Source organism: Membranihabitans maritimus, assembly GCF_021729145.1.
Taxonomy (GTDB): domain Bacteria; phylum Bacteroidota; class Bacteroidia; order Chitinophagales; family Saprospiraceae; genus Membranihabitans; species Membranihabitans maritimus.
The window spans coordinates 112,443-136,863 of sequence record NZ_JAJSLW010000013.1 but is presented as its reverse complement, the minus strand read 5'-3'; the positions used below and the strand labels follow the sequence as shown (position 1 = coordinate 136,863).

Sequence of the window (24,421 nt, the reverse complement as noted above, 5' to 3'; positions counted from 1 at the left end):
AAACGCTTATGAAAATTTCAATTATATATATAAATCTCTCCTTATTTTTATTACTCAACAGCTGTAGTGGATTTTTGGATGTTACAGACCTTGATGAATTATCTTCAGAATCTGTATTTAAGACTCAGACTGATATGGGCTTTGCTCTTAATCATATATACACATTTTTGCCTCACCCTGATTTGGAGAATGAAGGTGAGTTGGTGCCTTATTTTTGGACAGACGATGCTATTCACAGAAATATTAATTCACAAGGTCGAATGGGATCGGATTTTAATTGGCTTACTGTGAGTCAACCTGGAGATACTTATATTTTGGATGATTTTTATAAGTATGACCAAATTGCAGATATAAATTTCTTCCTGGAAGCATTGCCTGATGCGGAATATACCGATGAAAGTTTGCGTGAAAGGCATGGTGCTGAAGCCCGGTTTATGCGGGCCTGGTTATATGAGCGTATGATTTTTGTTTATGGGGATGTTGCATTAATAACAGAAGTCATACCCGCAGATGCGTTGCCTTCGAGAGACCCAAGATTAGAAGTTTTTAATTGGATTGTTTCGGAATTGGAAGAAATCGCATCAACCTTACCAGTACTATATGAAGGAAACGATGTTGGGAGATTTACAAAATGGGCTGCTTTGGCACTTAAAGCGAGAGCTCATTTAAATGCTATTGGCTGGCATAATGATGTATCCGGGATGTATGAGGCAGCCGAATCAGCCTGTGCAGAGATTATTAATAGCGGTCAATTTGAATTAGCAGACGGTATAGAGGGGTTTGAAGCCCAATTTACAACCAGTTCGGATCTGGTGTCTTCAGAAACGATTCTATCAAATATTTTTATCCCGGAGTTGAGAACGCATCCTTTGGCCAGAAGAATTGCACAAAAAGGTTCCTGGAGGGGACCGGCAGCTCGATTTGGAAATAACCAAAGTCGTCCCGGATATACTTCAGATTTTATTGAAGAGGTTCAAACCATTAACGGTTTATTTCCCAGAGATGATCCGGAATATGATCCGTCCAATCCATGGGAAAACAGGGACCCCAGGCTTCGGGCTTGTGCTGTGTTACCTGGTGATGAATTACCGGCAAAAGGGGATCCTGTCAATACTTATATTTACCAACCTCATCCGGCCATACCGCCAAATACCGATGATATTACTCGTCCTTCAAATCCTACAGGATACGGGTTTAAAAAATATTTAGATTATGATTTGCAAGCCCTGGATCAGGGAAATTCTGATTACAAAATTATTAGATATTCTGAAATACTATTGATGTATGCCGAAACGCTAGCTGCACGGGGTAATGATGAAGAAGCACTTGAGTATCTGGATCGGGTTCGGGCACGTGTAGGTATGCCTTTGTATAGTGACATAGGATTGCCTACAATAACCAGAGGGACTACCGGTAATGGCATGATAGATGCAATACTTTTGGAAAGACGTTATGAATTTGCAGCCGAAGGACCCCAAAGGTGGTTTGATATTTGGAGATACAAATTAGGTGATCAAGTGATAGGGCAGGTATTTGGTATCCCTGAGAGTACTGAATTACCAGGTGATTTGGATGGGCCTAAATTTAAACCCGATGGAGAAGAGTATAATAGAGTTTGGCAAGAAAAATTTTATCTTTTGCCTATGCGGCAAAGTATTTTAGATGCAAATCCTAATATTTCGCAAAACCCGGGATGGTAATAATAAATCAAATGAACAGGAAGCCTGCTAAATATATAATTGTTAGTCTATGTTGGATAATCATTTTAGTCGGTTGTAAGCAATCAGGCGAAAAGAGTAAGCCAAACTTTGTTATAATATTAGTTGATGATCTGGGCAAAGAATGGATTGGAGCGTATGGAGCCGGAGACATAAAGACCCCTGAAATTGACCGGTTATCAGAGACGGGAATCCGATTTACGAATGCTTATTCCATGCCGCAGTGTACACCGAGCCGGGTCGCCCTGTTGACCGGACAATATCCGTATAACAATGGATGGATCAACCACTATGACGTTCCGCGATGGGGACATGGCGCAAGATTTGACCCGGATAAATATCCTGTTTTTGCCCGGTCCCTACGCAATGCAGGTTACAAGACCTGTGCTACGGGAAAATGGCAAATTAATGATTTTCGATTGGAACCGGAGGCTATGGTAAATGGTGGGTTTGACGAATATTTTATGTGGACTGGTGGGGAAGGAGGAAATGAAGAAATCAGTAATAAGCGGTATTGGGATCCGTATATTCATTCAAAAGATGGAAGCCAAACGTATGAAGGGCAATTTGGGCCGGACCTGTTCTCAGATTTTGCGATAGATTTTATGAGTGAGAATAGGGATAATCCTTTTCTGGTGTATTACCCCATGGTCCTCACACATACTCCATTTGTTGCCACACCTCTTGAACCCAATGCAGAATCAAAAATCGAAAAACACAAGGCGATGGTCCGTTACACGGATTTTATTGTTGGAAAAATAATGAAGGCCCTTAATGATTTACAAATCCGCGATAATACTTATGTGATTTTTACGACTGATAATGGAACGACACCGGCGATAGCAGGTCGGAAAGATGGAGAATTCATTATTGGAGGAAAATCCTACCTTACCGAAAATGGTATTAATGCGCCCTTTATTATGAATAATCCCGGTGTCATAAAAGAAGGACAAGTATCTGATGCGCTGGTGGATTTTACGGACCTGTTTCCTACATTGATGGAGTTAAGTGGCACTAAAGAGTTGGAAGATAAATATTCGATCGATGGAAAATCCTTTGCATCGGTTGTAAATGGTCAGCAGGAAGTGACCGAAAATAAAAAATGGGTATTGTCAATGGGGAGTCATCCGGCCTCCATAGATAAAAGAGGTCGAATCCGGAACCATTTTACATTCAGGGACCGCATCATGCGCAATGAAAGGTATAAGATATATATAGATACCTTGAGGAGAATTCAAAGAATGTATGATTTGTCAACCGACCCTTACGAAACTAAAGATATAGCGAATTCCGATATTGAAACAGTTGAGAATATAAGGAATCAGGTACAAGAAATTCTATCATTTATACCGGAGGCAGATGAACATCCCGATTATGAGCAATTGGACAGATCACTGTATGATATTCCACGCGATAAATTGAACGCTATGTCCCACAAAGGTAGTAAAAGAAAGAATCAATTAGGGCCTGTAATATCTGAGGATAAATATTTCCAATTGAATAATAAGTAAAAATCAGCTTCAATGAGAAACATATTTCAAAGCAATATTAACACTCCTTTTTTTATATTTATAGCAACGGGTTTGTTCTTTTTGCCAGGATTATATTCACAAAGTCAATCTCCAAATATTATTTTGATAATGACAGATGATCAGGGTTGGGGTGATACGGGGTATAATGGACATCCCCATTTGAAAACCCCAAACCTGGACGCAATGGTTTCCAATGGCATTGAGTTTACGCGCTTTTATGCAGCTTCAGCAGTTTGTTCTCCTACACGTGGGAGCGTTATTACGGGACGTCATCCGATGCGGTATGGCATTTGTTATGCAAATTGTGGACACATTCTTCAGGAAGAAGTTACGATGGCGGAGATGGTAAAAGATGAAGGGTATACTACGGGCCATTTTGGCAAATGGCACCTGGGGACTTTGACCCGATCAGATTTAGACGCTAATAGAGGTGGTCGTCCGGAGAATGATAAGCATTATTCTCCTCCATGGGAGAATGGATTTGATGAATGTTTTGTCACTGAATCAAAGGTTCCGACCTGGGATCCGATGGTGACGCCTCCTATTCAATCCGGAGGAGTGAATAAATCGCAGGTAGAAGGGGGATATTACGGCACTGCATACTGGAAAGGTCCGGGTGAAAAAGCTTGTGATAATTTAGGAGGAGATGATTCCAGGGTGATTATGGATCGGGTTATACCATTTATTGATAGGGCTGTGGAAAAGGAGAAACCATTCCTTAGTGTTATATGGTTTCATACTCCACATTTACCTGTATTGACAGGACAGGAATACCGTGATATGTACAGCAGTTTGTCTGAAGACGAGCAGCATTATTACGGATGTATTTCTGCTATGGATGATCAAGTAGGACGATTGAGGAACCACTTACGTGAATTGGGTATTGAAAAAAATACTGTATTATTTTTTACAAGTGACAACGGACCTGAAGGCAAGAGCTCGGACGAAGGGAGGACCCGTGGTCGTACAAAAGGGCTATCGGGTCGGAAGAGAAGTTTACATGAGGGGGGTATACGGGTTCCGGGCATTATGGAATGGCCCGGACAGGTAGAACCAGGGAAAGTGGATTTCCCTTGTTTTACCTCTGATTATTTTCCTACCATAGCAGGCATTATAGGAATAGACATTGGAAAGTTTAATCGTCCGTATGACGGGCAGAATCTCATAGAAATGTTGGCGGGGACAAATACTGAAAGGTACTTGGCCTTCAGGATTGAGGACCAGGCAGCAATAATAAGGGATCGGTATAAAATATATAGCGATGATAATGGAGGAACCTTTTCACTATACGATCTATTAGAGGACCCGGGAGAAGAAAAAGATCTTTCTAAGGAAAAAGATGAATTATTTTCTAATTTGGTAAGCAGTTGGGAAAAATGGAAATTGTCCCAGGAACGAAGTGCTACAGGTGCTGATTATTAAATCAAATAGAGTTTTAGAATGAAAAATCAAATCTGGCAATGTATTGTCTGTTTAGTTGTATTGTTTGGATGCCAATCATCTACTGGAGATAAGAAACACACAGTTGAAAAACCGAATATTGTATTCATTTTTGCAGATGACATGACCTATGAGGCCATAGGTGCATTGGGGAATGAAATCATCCGGACGCCAAATCTGGATCGATTGGTACGCGGCGGAACGACATTTACCCATGCGTACAATATGGGGGGATGGAATGGTGCCATTTGTGTGGCTTCCCGGTCGATGATCATCTCGGGAAGATATTTGTGGCGGGCGAAAGAAATGGCGGGCAAATGGCAGGATAAAGACAGCATTGCCTTGGATCAGACCTGGGGTAAATTAATGGAGGGAGCGGGATACGATACTTATATGACAGGAAAGTGGCATGTCAAAGCCTCAGCGGACTATGTTTTTCAAACGGCGAAACACATTCGTCCTGGAATGCCGGCCGATGCCTGGGGTAAAGGGGGAGGAGGCCGAAAGGTTGCTGAAGCTATTAGGAATGGAGGAGATGTAGCTGCTGCTATGCCGGTAGGATATAATCGACCGTTGTCAGCAGATGATGATAGTTGGGATCCTACGGATACGAGCTTTGGAGGATTTTGGGAAGGGGGGAAGCATTGGAGTGAAGTGGTCAAAGATGATGCCCTGGAGTTTGTCAAGACCTCTTCCCAAAAACCCAATCCATTTTTTATGTACGTGGCTTTTAATGCCCCACACGATCCCCGGCAGTCCCCACAGGAATACCAGGATCTATATAATGTGGATGATATAGATGTACCGGATAATTATCTTCCGGAATACCCATACAAAGATGATATCGGTGTGGGGCCGGGTTTGCGGGACGAAGCATTGGCCCCTTTTCCGCGTACGGAATATGCTGTTCAAAAACACCGGCAGGAATATTATTCAATTATATCGCATCTGGATACACAAATAGGTGAAATTCTAGATGCCCTGGAAGAAGCGGGAGAAACGGATAATACGTATATTTTTTTTACAGCGGACCATGGGTTGTCGGTAGGTCATCACGGGTTGATCGGTAAGCAGAATATGTATGATCACAGTATGCGTGTGCCTCTGATGGTTGTAGGTCCGGATATCCCTGCAAGTGAAAGAAGGGAGCAGGAAGTGTATTTACAGGACATTATGGCAACATCACTGGAATTAGCAGGCATTTCTAAACCGGAATATGTAGAATTTAAAAGCTTCAGGGATATAATAATAGATCCGGAAAAGGAAGGTCATTATAAAAGTATATACGGAGCCTACATAGACCTGCAACGGATGGTCAAAAGAGGGGATTACAAATTGATTTTTTATCCCGGTATAGATAAAGTACGTTTGTATAATGTCGCGGTAGATCCCAATGAAATGATTGATTTGGCGGAAAAGGAAGAATATCAGGAAAAGGTAAAAGAATTGCTGACTGAGTTGAAGGAATTGCAGAAAGGGATGGGAGATGAGTTGGAGATCACTGTCGATAGGTAGATAAAGCTATGAGAGCTAAATTATTCTGGGTTATAAGCTATCAAAGGTTGTAAATTAGTTTTTCACCTTCTTTTTATATTCTTTTGGTGTCATTCTTGTGTATTTCTTGAATACGTGAGAGAAATAGGCAGGGGAAGAAAAATTTAATTGATATCCAATACTTTGAATCGAAGGGGCATCTGGTACCATCGCTTTGGCTTTTTCTATTTTCATGCTATTTATATAATCTATAGGGCTTCGGCCGACGTATTGTCGGAACTTGTGTTTAAATCGGGATTGTGACAACCCGGTAATTTCACTAAGTTCATCTATAGTCAATAATTCATCTATGTTGTCTTGTATATATTGGGTAACTCTGTGGATATCTCCGGGTAAATGTTTGGTATTTTTAACATGGGATAATTCAATAACTTCAATTATTATCGATAGAATATTGTTTAAAATTTTAATGTTCCTGGAAGGTGTTGCATGATCTCTACATTGATTCTCAGTTTTTTGGAAAAGTCTTTTGATGCGTTGATTTCCAGAGAAGTGAACATTAGGAGCATCCAAAAGTTGGGAGCATAGACAAGAACTAAATTCCGAATTCAGTCCCAGGAGAGGCTTGTCACTGGCAGGCATTTTAAGTATCATCCAATACAGGCTTCCGACAGATTCTGGATAATTGCTGGTTCCATGAATTAATCCTGGTCGGGTGATTAAAAGATCTCCGCCTCTAAGTAAGTACTGGGTAGATTCGATTTCGTATACCTGCTTTCCTTTTTCAAGATAGCAAATTTCAAGCATGTCGTTATGTTGGTGTTTTTCTAATATATTCCCAGCTTGATGATAAGTGTAGTGGCCCAGTAAAATAAGTCCTGGAATATTACATGGTCGTAAATCATAGATCTTTCTGTAAGTAGTTGACTTGAAATCTAACTTTTCCAGCATTCTTAAATATATCAAAATAATGCTGCAATATAATATTTATAGTAATGTTTTTATTTAATTATTAGATTTACTCTCATGATGAAATTATAAAATTATAAGTAAGGCGTAGTTGAAATTAAAATATGTATTGAGTGGTTTCAGGTAATGATTTGTCTTGACGATTTGATTTGCTCATTGAATTGGAAGATGGATTGCTATTTAAATGTTATACGTAATAAATCAGAATTATATAATGGTGTTTTATTGAAAATATACGCTCTTGGTAATGTCATATAAAACGAAAGTGAAGGGCGCAATTTCAGTGCGTGCTCCAAGATTATAACAATGTTATTTTCCTGGGTATTATCGTCATAATAGTTATTAATTATTGAGATGTAATCGGATAACCTACTGGTGGTGTTTTATTTTATGGTAAAACTGAAAGGGTTTAAACATGAACTCAGTTGTATATATATTGAAATTTAATTATTTACATATTAATTATATTTAATTTATGAATTTTGTTCAAATATTTTAGATTATGAAAAAGGAGAAAATTTTAATGGTAATTTTGTCCGTGTTTATGATTTTGTATTTCTCAGTCAATAGTATTGCAAAAGACCGGAAGATATACGACTCAGAGAACATATTACATTGCACAAATGCCAGCAATTATTTTTGTTTAAAACACCCTATTAAAGTCCCCATTACTATCAAAGGACAAGTAGTTGACCAAAATGGAGAGCCATTAATAGGGGTCAATATTTTAGTAAAAGGAACCGATAGAGGTGTGGCTACGGATTTGGAAGGTCGTTTTCAACTTATCGATATAGATGAACGGGCGGTTTTAATCATATCATATTTGGGGTATCAAACCAAAGAGGTTGATGTCAATGGTAGGGGTGATTTAACCATAACCTTACTGGAGGATTCACAGACATTGGACGAAGTTGTAGTTGTAGGATACGGAACGCAAAAAAAGGTAAACATGACAGGGTCTGTAGCTACGGTAAGTACAGAACAGATTGAACGTAGGCCGGTAACCAATGTAAGTGAAACCTTACAAGGTGTGGTTCCTAATTTAAATATTAGTACTTCGGGAATGAGTGCTGAACCGGGAGGAGAATTAAATATTGACATTAGGGGATTGGGGTCTTTAACAGGAAATACAGCTCCATTTGTTTTAGTTGATGGTGTCCCAATGGATATCAATGCTATCAATCCAAGTGATATTGAATCTATTTCTGTACTAAAAGATGCTGCAGCTTCAGCCATTTACGGAGCAAGAGCACCTTATGGAGTTATATTGATTAAGACGAAACAAGGATCTAATAATGAGCGTGTATCAGTAAGTTATTCTAATAATATATCATTTTCCAGTCCTATTGGGTTGCCTCATATGGCCAATTCTCTGGAATATATGTCAGCCCATGATCAAGCCAGTATCAATGCAGGTTTGGGTGCAAATTTTACGGAGGAAAATTACAGCCGTGTCAGGGATTACATGGAAGGCAATATTTCCGAAGAAACCTGGCTAATGGAAGATGGAAGTGATTGGCGGGGAAATGGTATTTGGAGTATTGCAGGGAATGGAAACAATGATTGGTTGCACATCTATTATGATGATAGGGTAATGAGACAAAAACATGATTTAAGTGTAAGTGGAGGGGGTGAAAATAATTCTTATTTTATATCAGCGGGAGTGTGGGACCAACCCGGAGAACTTCGGTACGGAGATAATCACTATAATCGGTACAATGTGACTATGAATGTAGGATCAAATCCTGCTGATTGGGTTTCTGTAACGTTAAATGCCAAATTAATTAATGAGCAATTTCAATATTTTAATACGCAGCAAGGTTGGGATCGTACTACAATGTATCACAACTTTTACAGGAACAATTCTTTCAGGCCATTGATATTACCCAATGGTGAATTCTCAAACATATCTTATATTCCTATGCTAAATGGTGGGAAAGAAAATATTTCGGAGAATACGTATAATTTGTCGCTTGGGATTGAGTTTGAACCAGTTACTAACTGGAAAACACGTTTTAGATATAATTACAGAAACAATTCTTTAAGAAGAGATGACAATGAGGAAACAGTGACCGGAAGCTTTCCATCAGGTGAAGAATATATTATCGCTTATCCCATTGATGCTTTTGAAAGTGAATTCAGCAACGAAAATTACCAGCTTTTCAATGTTATTTCATCGTATAATTTGAATATAGATAACAAGCATAACTTTGGAATCCTTGGAGGTTTTGAGACGGAATTGAATCAATTTGACAGACTTTGGGGTAAGAGAAATGAAATAGTAACCAGTAATGTTACTTCTCTTAGCACTGCTACCGGGGAATTCTTTCTGGATGACTCAAAGTCGCATTGGTCTACCATGGGAACTTTTGGTCGTTTTACCTACAATTTAAAGGAGATTTATTTATTCGAAGTTAACGCCAGATATGACGGTTCTTCGCGATTTGCGCAAGATAGAAGATGGGGCTTTTTCCCTTCAGCTTCTGCGGGTTATAATATTTCGAATGAAAATTTCTGGAGAGACATTGAACCGGTTGTCAATATTCTCAAGTTCCGTCTTTCTTACGGATCTTTAGGAAATCAAAATGTTGATAATTATTTATACTTAAATACACTCGGAATTAGTCAAAACCTTGGATGGATAATGGGAGATAATCGCCCTAATTATACCCTTGCTCCTGGTTTAGTGAGAGAGGACCTTACATGGGAAACTTCTACAACGTTAAATTTCGGCATTGATGCCACTTTTTTACGTGGAAGGTTGAGTGCAACTTTTGATATTTATTCAAGGGAGACAACAAATATGTTTGGTCCTGCAGAAGCTTTGCCCCGAGTATTGGGAACATCAGTACCTCTTTCAAATAATGCTACTTTAGAAACCAATGGTTTTGAAATTCAATTGAAGTGGCAGGATCAGTTTGACAATGGTCTTAGGTATGATGTAACGGCTAATTTGGCAGACAATGTATCCACGGTTACCCAATATAACAATCCAACAAAAACCTTGAGTACCTGGTTTGAAGGAAGAGTGGTCGGAGATATTTATGGTTTGGTGAGTGATGGTATTTACCAGACCCAAAGCGAGGTAGAAGCAGGTCCGGACCAATCTATTTTCTTTCCCAGATGGGGACCAGGTGATATTCGGTATTCTGATTTAGATGGAGATAATAAAATTACAAGAGGGGAAGGGACTGCTAATTCTCCCGGAGACTTTAAAGTAATCGGGAATAATTTATCAAGATTTTTGTTGGGTGTGTCCGGTGGAGTAACCTGGAAAGGTTTTGATATTCGTATGTTCTGGCAGGGAGTCTTGAAAAGAGACTTTGCCTTTGAACCTACGGATATGTCATACTTTGGTTTTAATGGCCATCAATGGTGGAATATGAATGTTTGGACACAGACTACTGATTATTGGAGACCATCGGATGAAACAAATATTTTGGGACCTAATACCAATGGCTTTTACCCTCGACCTTATTTGTCCCAGGAAGATTATAAAAATAAGGAAATCCAAACACGTTTTATGGAAAATGCTTCCTATGTGAGATTGAAAAATCTAACAATTGGATATTCATTTACAGAGGAAATGTTGACAAAATTGAGAATGGATAATGTGAGGTTGTTTTTATCGGGAGAAAACTTGTTGACCCTGACCCCATTAACCAAACTATTAGACCCTGAAGCACTAAACTCTGTAGGATGGGGTGTTGGAAAAGTGCATCCACAAAGAAGAGTTTTTGCGATTGGAATAAATGTAGGTCTATAAAAATAAATAGATATGAAATTTTTAAATTTAATATTTTTCGGCTTTATAATACTTTCCCTTACTTCTTGTAAGGAGCATTTGGATCGTTTCCCTTTGGATGAAATATCAACGGTTGATTATTGGAAGACGGTCAATGATTTAGAATTATATGTTAACCAATTTTATCCTACGGTCTTTCCGGTTTCTGGTTCTGATAGGTATGAATTTATTTTTGAGGAGGATAGGGACGGCAATGATATGGCCTTTGCTTTAGCCTATCCCAGATTGTTGGGGAGTAGAGTTGTACCTGGTTCAGGAGGGTGGGACTACAGTAGTATCAGAGCACTTAATATATTTCTTGCTAATTATCAAACGGTGGATGCTGAATTCGAAGATTACCAGAGATTTGTAGGAGAAGCTCATTTTTTTAGGGCTAAATTGTATTTTGATTTAGTGAAGGAATACGGTGCAGTCCCTTTAATTACGGAGCCACTAAATACAAATTCTGAAGGTCTATATGCCCCCAGAACTCCGAGAAATGAGGTTATAGATTATATCCTATCAGAATTAGATCTGGCCATTGAATATTTACCTTCTGAAATTACAGAAGACAGAACCCGTTTGTCAAGGGGAATTGCATTATTGTTTAAGTCACGTGTCGCATTATACGAAGGAACCTGGGAAAAATATCATGCTGGGAGTGTATTTGGGGTTTCTAATCCCGACCCGGATCGATATTTTTCGCAGGCTGTTGAAGCTTCTGAAACTCTTATAAATAGCGGGGCATATTCTATCCATAATACAGGGAATCCCGATTGGGATTATTTTATGTTCGGAGAAGTTGACTATTCTAATCACTCAGAAGTCTTATTGTGGAAAAAATACGACGTTTCCCTTGGACTCGGACATGCCAGAATGTTTCAGACTGCAAGAGGGTTATCCGGAGGGGCCGGTTTGACAAAATCCCTTATCGATTCATATCTTTGTACAGATGGTCACCCCATATTTCAATCATCCGGAGAAAAGAATGTACTATATCAAGGTGATGATAATTTGCAACTGGTAGTGGAAAATAGAGATTTGCGAATGAAGCAAACGGTATTTACTCCGGGATTTCCTCTGCAAATATCAGAGGGTGATACCACAGTATTTAATAGACCAGTAGTGGAATTGCCGGCTCATACCAAAAATACAACAGGATATCAAATATGTAAAACCCTGAACTTTGATCCTGTTCATCACGCAAGCCAAACCACCTCCGGTGTGGGCTACACCGGATGGGTAATAATGCGTTATGCAGAAGCCTTATTGATTTATGCAGAAGCGAAGGCCGAATTGGGAATTATAACACAAAATGATTTGGATAAAAGTATTAACCTATTGAGGACAAGAGTAAGTATGCCTGATTTGGTGATTTCAGAAATTCAAGTTGACCCAAATTGGGATTTTCCTGAATTGTCCCCAGTAATTAATGAAATCAGAAGGGAAAGGAGGATTGAATTAGTTGCAGAAGGGTTTAGGTGGGATGATATAGCCAGATGGGCTGCTGCAGATGAATTAATTACAAACCAACGACCTTTGGGTGCTAAATTTAATAATGTCAACTATCCCAATTTGTCAGCGGAAAATTTTAATTTGACAGATGGATACTTTGATCCATTAAAAGACCAATTGCCAAATGGATATGGTTTTAATCTACAAAGAGACTATTTAAGTCCTGTTTCGACGGAAGAATTGACATTGAATGAAGCCCTTACTCAAAATCCAGGCTGGTGTTAGACGACTAATTTTACCTGGATTATCTATAAATTACAATAGATGAAGATATTTATATTTCTACACATAATGGTTCTTCTCCTCATTTTGGGCAGCTGTTCGACAAATAAAGAAGGTCTCTCTCAGAAGAAATGGAATGTGGTGTTTATTGCAGTAGACGATTTACGCCCGGAAATAAATTATTTTGGAGCAACTTATATGCACACCCCCAATATTGACCAATTAGGGGCTGAGAGTAGGGTTTTTATGAATCACTTTGTTAACTGCGCTGCATGTGGTCCTTCAAGATCTACCTTATTGGCAGGACGCAGAACTTTGAATTGGGATGTCTTTAGTTCTATAAGGGTATCAGGTCAAAAACCAGACAGCATTTTTTCTCTACCTCAATTATTTAAGGAAAACGGATATAAAACGGTTGGGATCGGTAAAATCAGCCATAAGCCCGGAGGCGTAATGGATTCTTTGCAATTAGTACCAGAAGTACCTTATAGCTGGGATACTACCTATGCCCCCGTTGGAAAGTGGAAAAATCCCTGGAATGCATTTTTTTCATATAATCATGGTAAGTTTAGAAGATATGGATATGATCGTCAAAATGATACGGGAATGCCTCCTTTTGAAGCAGGGGATGTGTCTGATGAAGGATATGCTGATGGATTGAATGCTCAGGAGGCAATTAAACAATTAAATGCTCTGAAGGATACTGCTTTCTTTTTGGCAGTGGGATTTTATAAACCTCATTTACCCTTTAATGCCCCAAAAAAATATTGGGATCTTTACGATCAGAATGAATTGGAGGCGGCCAGGGTGACAAATCCTCCAAATGAAATTGATTCTAGAATTTCTTTACATAGTAATAGAGAAAGTTACGAACCAAGAACGCATTATACATGGACTGGCGATACAAGTAATTATATTATTTCTCGCGAAAAAGGGAAAATCCTTAAACATGGCTATTGTGCTGCGGTGAGTTATGTCGATGCTCAAATAGGTAAAGTTTTGGATGAAATTAAATCATTGGGGATGGAAGATCGAACCATTGTTGTATTGTGGGGAGACCATGGATGGCACCTTGGCGAATATGGCATCTGGGGAAAATATACGAATTATGATCTGGCCCTCAACAGTCCGCTGATAATCAAAATACCTAATTTGAAATCCGCTGGTGTACGGACGGAATCCATTGTAGAAACAGTTGATATTTTCCCTACTTTAAGTGATTTGTGCGGATTGACTAAACCGGATTATTTGGAAGGAAAAAGTTTGGTAGGTGTAATTAATGATCCAGATGCCAGGGTGAAGAATGTTTCCTTTAGTGCAAGAGAGGCATTTGGGGCAAAAGGATATTCAGTAAGGGATGAAAATTACAGATTGATGGTGTGGGATAGGAATGACAAACCAAATGAGATAGAACTATTTGATTATGCTCGTGAAGAGGTGCCCACTATCAATAGGGCTGAAGAATACCCTGAAAAGGTCAATGAATTGTTGCAAATTATGAAGAAGGCATCATTTTATAAAACAGAATGAAAGATTCAAATATGAGAATCATTATTTTTAAGATATTATAAAACGCAAGCCAATGAAGATTTTATATCGAAACACATACGGAAATCCATGTATTTGGATTTTAGTTCTGCAGTTATTTAGTTGTCAAATGGATTCAGCTGATCCGGGATTAATTGTAAAAAGAAATCCGGAAAACGGCCAGTACATATTCGAAGAGAATAATAAGACCATATTGCAATATAATTATCAAACTGTATATGATGAGAATGTAGTAAGGTTAGAAGATGCTAAACCCGAAAATTATAATCGTAGAGAAAGAGACACATTTGTTACGGCTGAGTTGTATGCTATTCCCCGGAGTAATTATATACATCCTTTATATGGGTTAAAAGGGGAAATGTTGACACGCGACTGGCCAGCTGGTGGTCACCCCCATCACAGGGGAATATTCTGGGCATGGCCAGAGGTCCAGTTTGGTTCAGAACAAGGGGATATTTATGCCTTGCAGAAAGTGTTTGCGCGTCCTACAGGCAGAATTGAAATGTCTAATGAAAAGCAGTATGCTCAGTTACAGGCGGAAAATATTTGGCGGTGGGAAGATAGGGAAGCTATTGTCAATGAACAAGCAATTATCAGGGTGTATGAAAAAAATGGGAATTATAGGATTATAGATTTGGCCTTTCGATTTAATGCACTGAAAGATAGTATTACTATTGCAACTCGGAATACCGATAGTTATGGAGGATTGAATATAAGGATGCAGACACCAGATAATCAAAAGATTCAATACCACACCGATTCGACTTCGCAAAAAAGGTTGAGGGCCTGGTCTGATTTTAGTGGAATATTTGAGAATTCAGGAGAAATAAGTGGAATGGTTGTATTACAGCATTCATCCAATCCTGAATATCCGGGAGATTGGGTTGAATATCCCGATTTGTCCTGGGTGCAGCCGACTTTCCCTACCCCCGGTAGCAGGTTTTTACTAACAGTTAATGAACCATTGGAATTGAAATATAGAATCGTTGTGTACGAAGGGGAATTAAAGGAATCCGGAATTTATCAAAAGTGGTGGGATGATTATCATTCAGAAAATTCATCTATACCTTTTTTCAGGGGACAATAATTTAATCAGTCATATAATAAAAATCGTGAAGAATGAATAAAAAAAGAATATCTCAACCATCTATAAATAGAAGGAAGTTTGTCAAAACAACAGCGCTATCAGCTATTTCTATGCCATATATTGTACCTTCAGCTGTTATCAATAAAGAAAATAGAACGGCGCCAAATGATAAAATTAATTTAGGTATTATTGGTTGTGGAGGATTAGGGAAAGCTAATTTACAGGCTTGTATGCAGGATGAGGGTGTCGAACTGGTGGCCGCCTGTGATGTCTGGTCAGAGCGCCTTGATCCCATAGTGGAAAAGTATAAAAGTACGTGTACAGGGTACCGAGATTTTAGAAAATTATTGGAACATCCGGACCTGGATGCTGTGATAATAGCTACACCTGCCCATTGGCACGCGTTGCAAGCGGTGGCAGCGGCTGAAGCTGGTGTCGATGTTTATTTGCAAAAGCCAATGTCTATGTTTCCGGCAGAAAGCCTGGTAATAAGAAATGCATTTCGTAAGCATGGAACAATCAATCAAATCGGCACACAAATTCACGCCGGTGATCATTACCGTAGAATGGTGGAATTGGTACGCTCCGGAAATCTGGGTGCTATCAATACCGTTCGAACTTTTTTTGTTATGAACGAAGCCCCCAACGGTGTAGGTTCAGGTATGAATACAGGCAAGGTCCCTTCTGGTCTGGATTGGGACTTTTGGGTAGGTCCTTCACCTATGCAATCCTTTAACCCCAACCTGGTAAAAGATGCCTTTTATCATTGTTTCTGGATGGATTTTAGTGGAGGTTGGACACTTGGGATGGCACCTCATATCACAGATTTACCAATTTGGGCTTTAGAGTTGGGATACCCTACAGAAATCAGTGCTATGGGTGGTAGGTATACTATTCGTGATGACGGGGATGCTTATGACAACCACGAAGTTATATGGCAATACCCTAACTTGACAATGACCTGGATGCAATCTTCGACCAATAGTCATGGTTGGGCTTTCCAAAATGCTGATAAAACAGGCAAAGGATATGAAACCGGAACAAGAAGAAGGTTGGGTATCTATTTTCATGGAGTCAATGGTACGTTAATTACAGATTATAATTCACATATTTTAATACCTGAAGGAGATCGTATGGCTGGAATGTCTGCTCCAAAAGAAACGATTCCCTCTTCGCCAGGGCAGGAACTCGAATGGCTAAACGCCGTTAGAAAAGGAGAGCAGCCTTTATGCAATGCAGATTATCACATTAAAGTCGATATGCCTATTCAACTTAGTATATTGTCCTTGAAGTTGGGAAGATCTATCAAGTTTGATCCTGAATCGGAAGAAATTATTGGTGATAAGAAGGCTAAGAAAATGGCAGTACCTGAGTATCGTGATCCCTGGAAGTTTCCTTCAGAGTATTTATAACCATGACGCTTGATTTTGACCGTTTTCTGTTCCCAAGGGATCCCTGCGGGCCGGACAAAAATGGCTGTTTTCATCATCAGAAAGCCTCGACGTAACCCCGGCAATGTCTGCGTTTTTTGCTTCGATATCATCCATTTTTTTCTGCCCAGATTACCGGTCAAACCAAAACGCCATGAGTATATAGAGATGTCAACATTTAATTATTAATTGAATAGAAATGCAAAAAATTAAAATGAAGTCCAATAGGAGGAGTTTTTTAAAAAAGTCTGTTGCCACAGGTGTTGGGATAGGACTGATTCAACCCTTTCAATCTTTTGGTATGGGACGAGTCCAGAACACGGTAAAAAAGGTAGGGATGATAGGTTTGGATACAGGACATAGCCCTGCTTTTGTCAAATCTTTAAATACTGCAATGTCTGGAGAATTTGGTAATTACAAGGTTGTCGCAGCCTATCCCAGAGGAACAGAAAATATATTGGCATGGAAGAATCGAATTCCGGAATTTACAGCCGAGGTGAAAAAGCATGGTGTAGAAATTGTGGATTCCATTTCAGCCCTTGTTGATCAAGTTGACTATGTTATTTTGACGACTATTGATGGGAACAAACATTTGGAGCAGGTATTACCTGTATTCGAGGCAGGATTGCCGGTTTTTATAGATAAACCTTTTGCCGGTTCCATTGAAGACGCTCGGAAAATTGCTAAAGCTGCTAAAGAGTCCGGCACTCCCATGTTTTCCTCTTCTTCGTTACGATTTTTAAATGGTGCTGAAGAAATCAGGAACGGGAGTATAGGGCAAATTAATGGTGTGGATGCCTATAGTCCTGCCCATATTGAAGAACATCATCCGGATCTGTTTTGGTATGGTGTACACGGGGTGGAGATATTATTCACCCTGATGGGTACAGGCTGCAAATGGGTAGAAAGAACCTATACCGAAGATACTGATCTTGTAGTTGGTATGTGGAATGATAACCGTGTGGGTACCTTCCGGGGGATCAGAAAAGGTAAGGGAGGCTATGGTGGTCTGGTGTATGCTGAAGACGGTATTCAGATGCTAAATGAATTTGATGGTTATAACGGTTTGTTGCATGAAATTGTTAAATTTTTTGATACAAAGAATCCACCCGTTTCCATCGCGGAAACACTTGAGATTTTCACTTTTATGGAGGCCGCTGAAAGGAGTAAAAATGGAAATGGAAAAAGAATTTTTCTGGAATCGGTTTAAGCAATAATTTAGAAATACATGTGAGCGGAGAATCAAAAGCTTTTGACCCGTAGCACAGTCATATATCTAATTGTAAGTATATCAAATAATTAATTTTAAAACAGGAGATGAAAAATACAACATGGCGCAATGATTCTCAACTATTTAGTATTATGAAGAAGGAATTATATTCTGCGGTAATAGGAGATAGTATGGACAGGAAAAATTACATTCATCAGTTCTTACCTCCACATATTCGCCCTCTCAAAGATGATATGGTAGTAGTAGGAAGGGCATTCCCCGTTGTGGAGGCGGATATAGATTCTTCAGCAATAACCGGTGAGTTATCGGATAAACCTTTCGGGGTGATGCTGGAAGCTTTGGATGACCTCAAGGAAAATGAAGTATATATCTGTACAGGATCTTCTCCCAGTTATGCTCTTTGGGGAGAGATAATGACTACCAGGGCCAAGATATTAAATGCCTCAGGAGCTGTTTTGGATGGGTATTCCCGGGATACACACGGAATTCTGAATGCTGATTTTCCCACGTTTTCATATGGATCATATTCCCAGGATCAGCAAGTAAGAGGGAAGGTAGTAGATTATCGGGTTCCTATTCAAATTGGAAAAGTGGTTATTCGTCCGGGAGACATCATTTTTGGAGACCTGGATGGTGTTTGTGTGATACCATATGAAATGGAAGAAGAAATCATCCTTGAAGCGATTGAGAAAGCCGGAGAGGAAAAAGTGGTACAAAAAGAAATTTTAAAGGGAATGAGTGCTTGCGAAGCATTTGAAAAGTATGGTGTAATTTAGTACTAGATGATGGATCTGAAAGATAAAAAAATACTGATTACAGGGGGAGGAGGAAATGGACTTGCTGCTGGGATTTGTTATGTACTGGGAACTTTGGGTGCGACTCTCATAGTAAATGAAATTTCTGACCCCAGGATAAAAGAGTTGAAAAAGAAATTCAACAATATCATTACGTTTCGGGCGGATATTGCCGATGAGAGAGAAGTTAAAGCAATGTTTTCATTTATTGAAAAAGAGGTTGGGAGCTTGGATGGTTTGGTAAACAACGCAGGTGTAGGACTTGCTAAATATGCACATGAAACGTGTGTAGAAGAATTTGATGCATTATATGGAATAGATGTTAAAGGATTATGGTTGGTATCAAAGTATTTTGTCAACCACTTATTTAAATATGGAGGTTCGGGAAATATTGTTAATATTTCTTCGATACACGCCTTGAGGACAATGAATAAATATGCTATCTATTCGAGTGCAAAAGCTGCAGTGGAAGGTTTGACCAGAGGAATGGCTGTAGAAATGGGGAAGCATAATATTCGGGTTAATGCTGTGGGGCCGGGATATGTGCATTCCGAACAAAATCAGGGTTTGTTGCGCTCCATTACCGACGATCCTGAAAATTGGGTCAGTGACCATATTAATAATTATCAGGCAATTAATAGGATTATTGAATCTGAAAATTGTGGAAATGTGATTGCTTTTTTGCTGTCTGATATGAGTCAGGGAATAACAGGGCAAACGATTTATGTAGATAATGGAACTTCAGTTTTACTGTACAATAACGGTTTTATCAAGAAATAAAATGTTATGAAGATTGCTAGGATTTGTTGCTATGAAGTTATTGTCCCTGCACACAAAGGAGCAATAAACAGTGAAGGGGTGAATAAACCTTTACATAAATTAGAGAGGGGAGTACAAAAAGCCTGGAGTGTTCAATTTGACAAGGTTCCCAAATTGGTTGTGAAACTCGAATTGGAATCAGGGATTGTAGGATGGGGTGAATTGTATCGAGATCACGACTGGCGAAATGTAGAAAGTATTTGTAAGATTTTATTAGGAACAGATATACAAGATATTTCACTGCAGAAATTACCATTTGCTTTTTGTAGAGAATATGACGGTTTTGAATGTGCTATATGGGATGCTTATGCCAGATTACATGATATGCCTGTGGTTGATTTGTTGGGTGGTCCTGTCCAGGATAAAGTGAAAGTAGGAGCTTGGTCTAGCTTTAGACATATAGATGAGATAGCGGATATTGCTACTAAGTTTAATGAAAAGGGGTACGATTGTTTAAAATTCAAATGTGACCTTCAGGATGATGTGGTGACCTGGAGTAAATTAATTAGTGATTGTGTGCCTGGTATGAAAGTGATTTTAGATCCGAACGAGCGGTGGAATAATCTTTACGACGCAAAAAGAAAGCTTTCTGCATTAAGTGAAATAGGCAATATTTTATGTGTCGAGGATCCCATCCCCAGATGGAAGCTCGATGATTATTTTCTACTAAGAGGTTTTTCTGCAATTCCGGTAGTATTGCATGTCGCGTTACCGTACTTGCAACATGGTCAAAGGATAAAGGATGCTATACAGGCGGTCCAATTAAATGCGGTTGATGGCTTTAATTTTAATTGCGGTTTAAATAATTTTCAGTTGCTTTCCAACATAGCTGAGGCAGCCCAAATGCCATGTTGGCATGGCTCTGAGATTGACCTTGGAATATTGGAAGCCATGTATATCCATTCATCGATTGCTTCTGCTTCATGTACGTTTCCGGGGGATATTTTTGGTAGGATGATTCGGGAGCATGACTTATTAAAGACTCCTTTAGACATCCAACCGCCTTATGCCTATTTGCCAAATGGACCGGGACTTGGAATAAATGTCGATGAGGATGCAATAAATTACTATTTACAACACAAAAAAGAATACATATAGATATGAATGAAAAGCAAAATGGAAATACAGGAGTACTTAAGTCCCTGCCGAAAGGTGCTGCTCAACACGATACAGCGGGACCTTATTCGCCGGTATTGATCGTAAATCCCGGCAAGTTAGTCGTTTTATCAGGGCAGGCAGCCATTGATAAGGAGGGTAATATTGTGGGGGATACGATTGAAGAACAAACCCGGTTCATGATGGAGAATTGTCAAAGTCAACTTTCATCAGCAGATTGCACATTTGACGATGTCTTTAAAGTTACTTTGTATCTTAGGGATATTGGCCAATGGTCTACTGTAAATCAAATTTATGAAACGTATTTCAGCACTCCGAGGCCTGTCAGGACTGCGGTGCAGACCGGGCTAATTGGCGAGCTGCTTGTTGAAATAGAAATGTGGGCTGTACAATCATGATTTGGGAAGAATTAACATCGCACCAACTCGGGGAAGTGGATAAAAACACTCCTGTTATTATTAATATTGCTGCGGTTGAACAGCACGGTAAACATTTACCTCTTGGCACGGACAAAATGATCGGAGGTTATTTTTGCAACAAGATTCATGAAAAATTAGAAGATAAGGTTCTGGTTTTACCACAGGTTTCCATTGGTTACTCCCGGCATCATATGGATTTTCCCGGTACCTTAAGTCAAAACCATACTACGATTTTATCACAGTTGGAAGAAATAGCGGATTCGGTCTTTTTCCATGGGTTTACTAAATTTATATTCTTTAACAGCCACGGTGGAAATCAGGGAATCGGCCAGGTATTCATTGAGAAAATGGGCGATAAATATCCCGATGGACATTTTGTGATGATCAATTGGTTTCGCCTCGCCGTGGAAAAATTGAAAGAACTTTGTAAATCCGGATTTGGGGGAGCGGGCCATGGAGGGGAATTTGAAACGTCGCTTATGCTGCGAATTGCACCCCATCTGGTAAGTAAAGACCATATAACGGAAAGAATGAATAGTAAAACCTTTGACTGGGCTGAGGGAGACTTGTTTCAGGGCCCGGAAGCTGCTTATTACAGGCCTATGAAGGAAATGACGACGAATGGAATATACGGGGATCCCCGGTATGCAAGTGTCGAAAAAGGAAGGCAGATAGAAGAGATTGTTTTGGAACGATTTGAAAGCATCATTCAGGATATTTATCAATGTTGAAAATTCCTGCGGAGTCGCTTATAAGGGAGTAGGCTCTTAAGAAGAAACCAGTTTGATTAATAATGCCATAACTCCTTAAAGATTGAAAAATGAATCGTTTTTCGAAACGAATTTCGATATAAAATGGTTACTTTAGAAAATTAAAATATAAATGCTTATGGATATCAGGGCGGACATCAAATGGATACAATCAGAGTTAAACAGTGTACAAGATCCCGCTTTAATTGAAATTTTTGTACGTCTTTTAAAGTATAGAGATTCAATAAATGAGTCTCAATTGGATGTGTACAACAGGGAGTTGGATGAAGCTAATGCCCGAATTGAAGCCGGCAAGTACATTAGTCAGGAAGATTTGGAGAAAGAAGCTACTCAGTGGTGAAGAAGAAGGTGATTTGGGATGAATTGCCCCGGAATGCTTTGAAAGAAGCATCTCATTATATTCAGCGAAATTCCATTCATGAAGCGGAAAAAGTAAAGAATGGAATAATTGCTGCTACCAAAGAACTTTCTGAATACCCAGAGCGATATCCTCCTGATAAATATCGAAAAGATAATGATATTCGATTTCGGGCATTTGAAAAATTTAATTATCGAATATCCTATTTTATTGCTGAAGATGCTATACGAATATTGAGATTCAGGCATGTGAGATAGAAACCAGAAATGTATTAGCTGTACGAATTTGTGAAGTCTATATTGAATAGTTAAAGGTTTATAAAAACACCGGCGCCACCATCAATACCAAATATGCCTCATCTGTACTCATCAACTCTTTAATCAATACCTTTCCTTTCGCCAGGTGATTTTGGACTGTATTTACTGAAATATGTAATTCAGAAGCTATTTGTTTCAGAGAATTCCCCTCTATAAATTTCATTTTGACCACTTTGCGACACTTTTCCGGTAATTGGTCAATGGCTTGTTCGAGGGCGGATAATTGAATTTCGCGCAATATTTGTTCATTATTTTCAGGCGACTGGTCAAAATAATAATAAAAGAAATCTTCCTTTTTTTTCTGGTCTTTTGCCAGTGATTTCAGATAGTTGACAGACAGGTCCTTACTAATTTTGAATAACAACCCTTCGACATTCTCGTAATTGAGAAGCGATTCTTTTTTCTTCCAGATTGTGAAAAATACTTCGGCAGTTATGTCTTCTGCCACTATGCTATTGTGTACGATGGACTTTACGTACTGATAAACATGATCTAAATTCCGTTCGTAAATGTTTTGAAATTTTTGATTGAAATCCTCCTTTGTATTAGTCATATCCCATTTTGCCATTTTATTAGGCTTTAAATCTATCACAAATTAATAATTGTATTTGTAAATGTAAAGGTATGCCAAAAATATTTGGCATACAAGTAGTACATCGGGACAATATTATTGGTATATGGGTGTAAGGTGTCAAAAATGTGTTTTGAGAGTTGAGGCGAATTTCCCTCAGGGATCGTTTTGGTGCATTCGCCGGTACAATCTTCACAATTGAAATGAAAAGTTATATGTCAAAATACTATCAGAATTTATTTGAAAAATTTAAAAACCGGGATATTTCTAAGGAGGAATTAGATAAACTTCTTATTTGGATTAATCAAAACGATGATTTCAGGGATAGTGAAGTTTTGGAGAAAGTTTGGTTGGAACTGGAAGGATCGGGAGCCATAGAAGAAGATAAAGCCCGTAGAATTCAAGCTAAATTGAAAAGTCGAATTCGCGAGGAAAAACTAAAAGACTCCTTAATAGTAAGAAGGTTAAATCCATGGATATACCGTGTAGCCGCAGGGTTTGTACTTGTTGCCGCGTGTGCTTTGGGATTATGGAATTATCTGAATTCACCGATTGTAGTGGAGTCCGGTTTTGGAGAAATAGTAGAAGTGACTTTGCCGGATAATTCCAAAGTACGCCTCAATGCGAACTCTCAAATCAGTTATCCCCGGAGCTGGAGTTCGCAGGAGGTGCGGACGGTATCCCTGGATGGAGAGGCCTTTTTTGAAGTAACTAAAGACACGGAAGATCACAAGAAGTTTGTGGTCAATACCAAAGACCTGAGCGTTGAAGTATTGGGTACGGAGTTTAATGTCAATACAAGGGATATATCAACCCGGGTTTTTCTGGAAGCCGGGTCCGTGAAGCTCAACGCTTTGCATGGAAAGGATTCCCTTCTGATGGCCCCGGGAGAGGAAGCGGGCTTTGACGATCGCGGATCCCTGTCCAAATCACAGCCGGTTCATGCAATACCACCTGCAGACTGGAAGGATGGCTCCATGATACTGAAGGATATTAAACTCTCTGAGATCCTTAAAGAATACGAAAATGTTTTTGGGGAAAAGTACAGCGTAGCTGATAAGGAATTGTTGAATCAGTCCTTTACGGTAATGTTCCCGATTACAGACAAGGACAAAGCGCTGAATATTTTGAAGAATTTGATCGGAAATCCAATCGAAATGGAATAATAACAGGATTGCCAATGGGTGTAATCTGAAAATACACAATAATTTAAAAAGATGAAGATGAAACGAGCATGAACTTTTTTAATCAAAAATTTCACACCAGGAAATGATTAAAATAAGTTCA

21 protein-coding genes are annotated in these 24,421 nt (G+C 39.1%); 18 read left to right on the top strand and 3 right to left on the bottom strand.

What is annotated here, in order from left to right; genetic code table 11:
• The first annotated feature begins 8 nt into the window (after positions 1–8).
• The 4 genes from LVD47_RS16245 to LVD47_RS16230 are packed head-to-tail and all read left to right on the top strand — an operon-like array spanning position 9 to position 6,205.
• Positions 9–1,700, top strand: a complete 1,692-nt coding sequence (locus LVD47_RS16245; protein ID WP_236978819.1) for a RagB/SusD family nutrient uptake outer membrane protein — start codon at positions 9–11, stop codon at positions 1,698–1,700.
• 11 nt (positions 1,701–1,711) lie between these two features.
• Positions 1,712–3,229, top strand: a complete 1,518-nt coding sequence (locus LVD47_RS16240) for a sulfatase family protein (protein ID WP_236978817.1) — start codon at positions 1,712–1,714, stop codon at positions 3,227–3,229.
• 12 nt (positions 3,230–3,241) lie between these two features.
• Positions 3,242–4,672, top strand: coding sequence for a sulfatase family protein (locus LVD47_RS16235; RefSeq protein WP_236978816.1), 1,431 nt, complete (start codon positions 3,242–3,244; stop codon positions 4,670–4,672).
• Positions 4,673–4,690: 18 nt separating this feature from the next.
• The gene (locus LVD47_RS16230; protein ID WP_236978815.1) at positions 4,691–6,205 is read left to right on the top strand and encodes a sulfatase family protein; all 1,515 of its coding nucleotides are present in this window, start codon (positions 4,691–4,693) and stop codon (positions 6,203–6,205) included.
• A gap of 54 nt (positions 6,206–6,259) precedes the next feature.
• Here LVD47_RS16230 and LVD47_RS16225 read toward each other — a convergent pair whose 3' ends face one another.
• Positions 6,260–7,135, bottom strand: coding sequence for an AraC family transcriptional regulator (locus LVD47_RS16225; RefSeq protein ID WP_236978814.1), 876 nt, complete (start codon positions 7,133–7,135; stop codon positions 6,260–6,262).
• Positions 7,136–7,655: 520 nt separating this feature from the next.
• On the opposite strand from LVD47_RS16225, the gene LVD47_RS16220 reads away from it, so the two are divergent.
• From LVD47_RS16220 to LVD47_RS16200, 5 genes are read left to right on the top strand one after another with little or no spacing between them, the layout of a single operon-like run.
• Positions 7,656–10,919 (top strand): SusC/RagA family TonB-linked outer membrane protein, encoded by a 3,264-nt coding sequence (locus tag LVD47_RS16220; RefSeq protein WP_236978813.1) that lies wholly within the window; start codon positions 7,656–7,658, stop codon positions 10,917–10,919.
• 12 nt (positions 10,920–10,931) lie between these two features.
• Positions 10,932–12,677 carry a RagB/SusD family nutrient uptake outer membrane protein gene (locus LVD47_RS16215; protein ID WP_236978812.1) on the top strand — a complete coding sequence of 582 codons (1,746 nt, stop codon included), beginning with the start codon at positions 10,932–10,934 and terminating at the stop codon, positions 12,675–12,677.
• Positions 12,678–12,716: 39 nt separating this feature from the next.
• Positions 12,717–14,204 carry a sulfatase gene (locus LVD47_RS16210; RefSeq protein WP_236978810.1) on the top strand — a complete coding sequence of 496 codons (1,488 nt, stop codon included), beginning with the start codon at positions 12,717–12,719 and terminating at the stop codon, positions 14,202–14,204.
• A 52-nt stretch (positions 14,205–14,256) separates the two neighbouring features.
• Positions 14,257–15,309 carry a DUF6807 family protein gene (locus tag LVD47_RS16205; RefSeq protein WP_236978808.1) on the top strand — a complete coding sequence of 351 codons (1,053 nt, stop codon included), beginning with the start codon at positions 14,257–14,259 and terminating at the stop codon, positions 15,307–15,309.
• A gap of 32 nt (positions 15,310–15,341) precedes the next feature.
• A complete protein-coding gene (locus LVD47_RS16200) occupies positions 15,342–16,721 on the top strand; it encodes a Gfo/Idh/MocA family protein (RefSeq protein WP_236978806.1) in 1,380 nt (459 codons plus the stop codon).
• Here the strand turns inward: LVD47_RS16200 and LVD47_RS16195 are convergent.
• Positions 16,716–16,856, bottom strand: coding sequence for a hypothetical protein (locus LVD47_RS16195; RefSeq protein WP_236978804.1), 141 nt, complete (start codon positions 16,854–16,856; stop codon positions 16,716–16,718). The genes LVD47_RS16200 and LVD47_RS16195 overlap by 6 nt on opposite strands.
• 82 nt (positions 16,857–16,938) lie before the next feature.
• Here LVD47_RS16195 and LVD47_RS16190 point away from each other — a divergent pair, with 82 nt between their 5' ends.
• The 8 genes from LVD47_RS16190 to LVD47_RS16155 all read left to right on the top strand — a co-directional run bounded on the left by LVD47_RS16190 (position 16,939) and on the right by LVD47_RS16155 (position 22,503).
• Positions 16,939–17,949 carry a Gfo/Idh/MocA family protein gene (locus LVD47_RS16190; RefSeq protein ID WP_236978802.1) on the top strand — a complete coding sequence of 337 codons (1,011 nt, stop codon included), beginning with the start codon at positions 16,939–16,941 and terminating at the stop codon, positions 17,947–17,949.
• A 107-nt stretch (positions 17,950–18,056) separates the two neighbouring features.
• Entirely contained in the window at positions 18,057–18,746 is a 690-nt protein-coding gene (locus LVD47_RS16185; protein ID WP_236978800.1) for an RraA family protein, read from the top strand.
• A gap of 6 nt (positions 18,747–18,752) precedes the next feature.
• Positions 18,753–19,544, top strand: coding sequence for an SDR family NAD(P)-dependent oxidoreductase (locus LVD47_RS16180; RefSeq protein WP_236978798.1), 792 nt, complete (start codon positions 18,753–18,755; stop codon positions 19,542–19,544).
• Between the two features lie 6 nt (positions 19,545–19,550).
• Entirely contained in the window at positions 19,551–20,681 is a 1,131-nt protein-coding gene (locus tag LVD47_RS16175) for a mandelate racemase/muconate lactonizing enzyme family protein (protein WP_236978796.1), read from the top strand.
• A gap of 2 nt (positions 20,682–20,683) precedes the next feature.
• A complete protein-coding gene (locus tag LVD47_RS16170) occupies positions 20,684–21,097 on the top strand; it encodes a RidA family protein (RefSeq protein ID WP_236978794.1) in 414 nt (137 codons plus the stop codon).
• The gene (locus tag LVD47_RS16165) at positions 21,094–21,849 is read left to right on the top strand and encodes a creatininase family protein (protein WP_236978792.1); all 756 of its coding nucleotides are present in this window, start codon (positions 21,094–21,096) and stop codon (positions 21,847–21,849) included. The genes LVD47_RS16170 and LVD47_RS16165 overlap by 4 nt, the downstream gene beginning before the upstream one ends.
• A 157-nt stretch (positions 21,850–22,006) precedes the next feature.
• Positions 22,007–22,228, top strand: a complete 222-nt coding sequence (locus LVD47_RS16160) for a hypothetical protein (protein ID WP_236978790.1) — start codon at positions 22,007–22,009, stop codon at positions 22,226–22,228.
• Positions 22,222–22,503, top strand: a complete 282-nt coding sequence (locus tag LVD47_RS16155; RefSeq protein WP_236978788.1) for a type II toxin-antitoxin system RelE/ParE family toxin — start codon at positions 22,222–22,224, stop codon at positions 22,501–22,503. Before LVD47_RS16160 ends, LVD47_RS16155 begins: the two co-directional genes overlap by 7 nt.
• A 58-nt stretch (positions 22,504–22,561) precedes the next feature.
• Here the strand turns inward: LVD47_RS16155 and LVD47_RS16150 are convergent, their stop codons facing one another.
• A complete protein-coding gene (locus LVD47_RS16150; protein ID WP_236978786.1) occupies positions 22,562–23,155 on the bottom strand; it encodes an RNA polymerase sigma factor in 594 nt (197 codons plus the stop codon).
• A 194-nt stretch (positions 23,156–23,349) separates the two neighbouring features.
• Between LVD47_RS16150 and LVD47_RS16145 the strand changes: the two genes are divergently transcribed.
• Positions 23,350–24,300 carry a FecR family protein gene (locus LVD47_RS16145; protein ID WP_236978784.1) on the top strand — a complete coding sequence of 317 codons (951 nt, stop codon included), beginning with the start codon at positions 23,350–23,352 and terminating at the stop codon, positions 24,298–24,300.
• Positions 24,301–24,421: the final 121 nt, after the last annotated feature.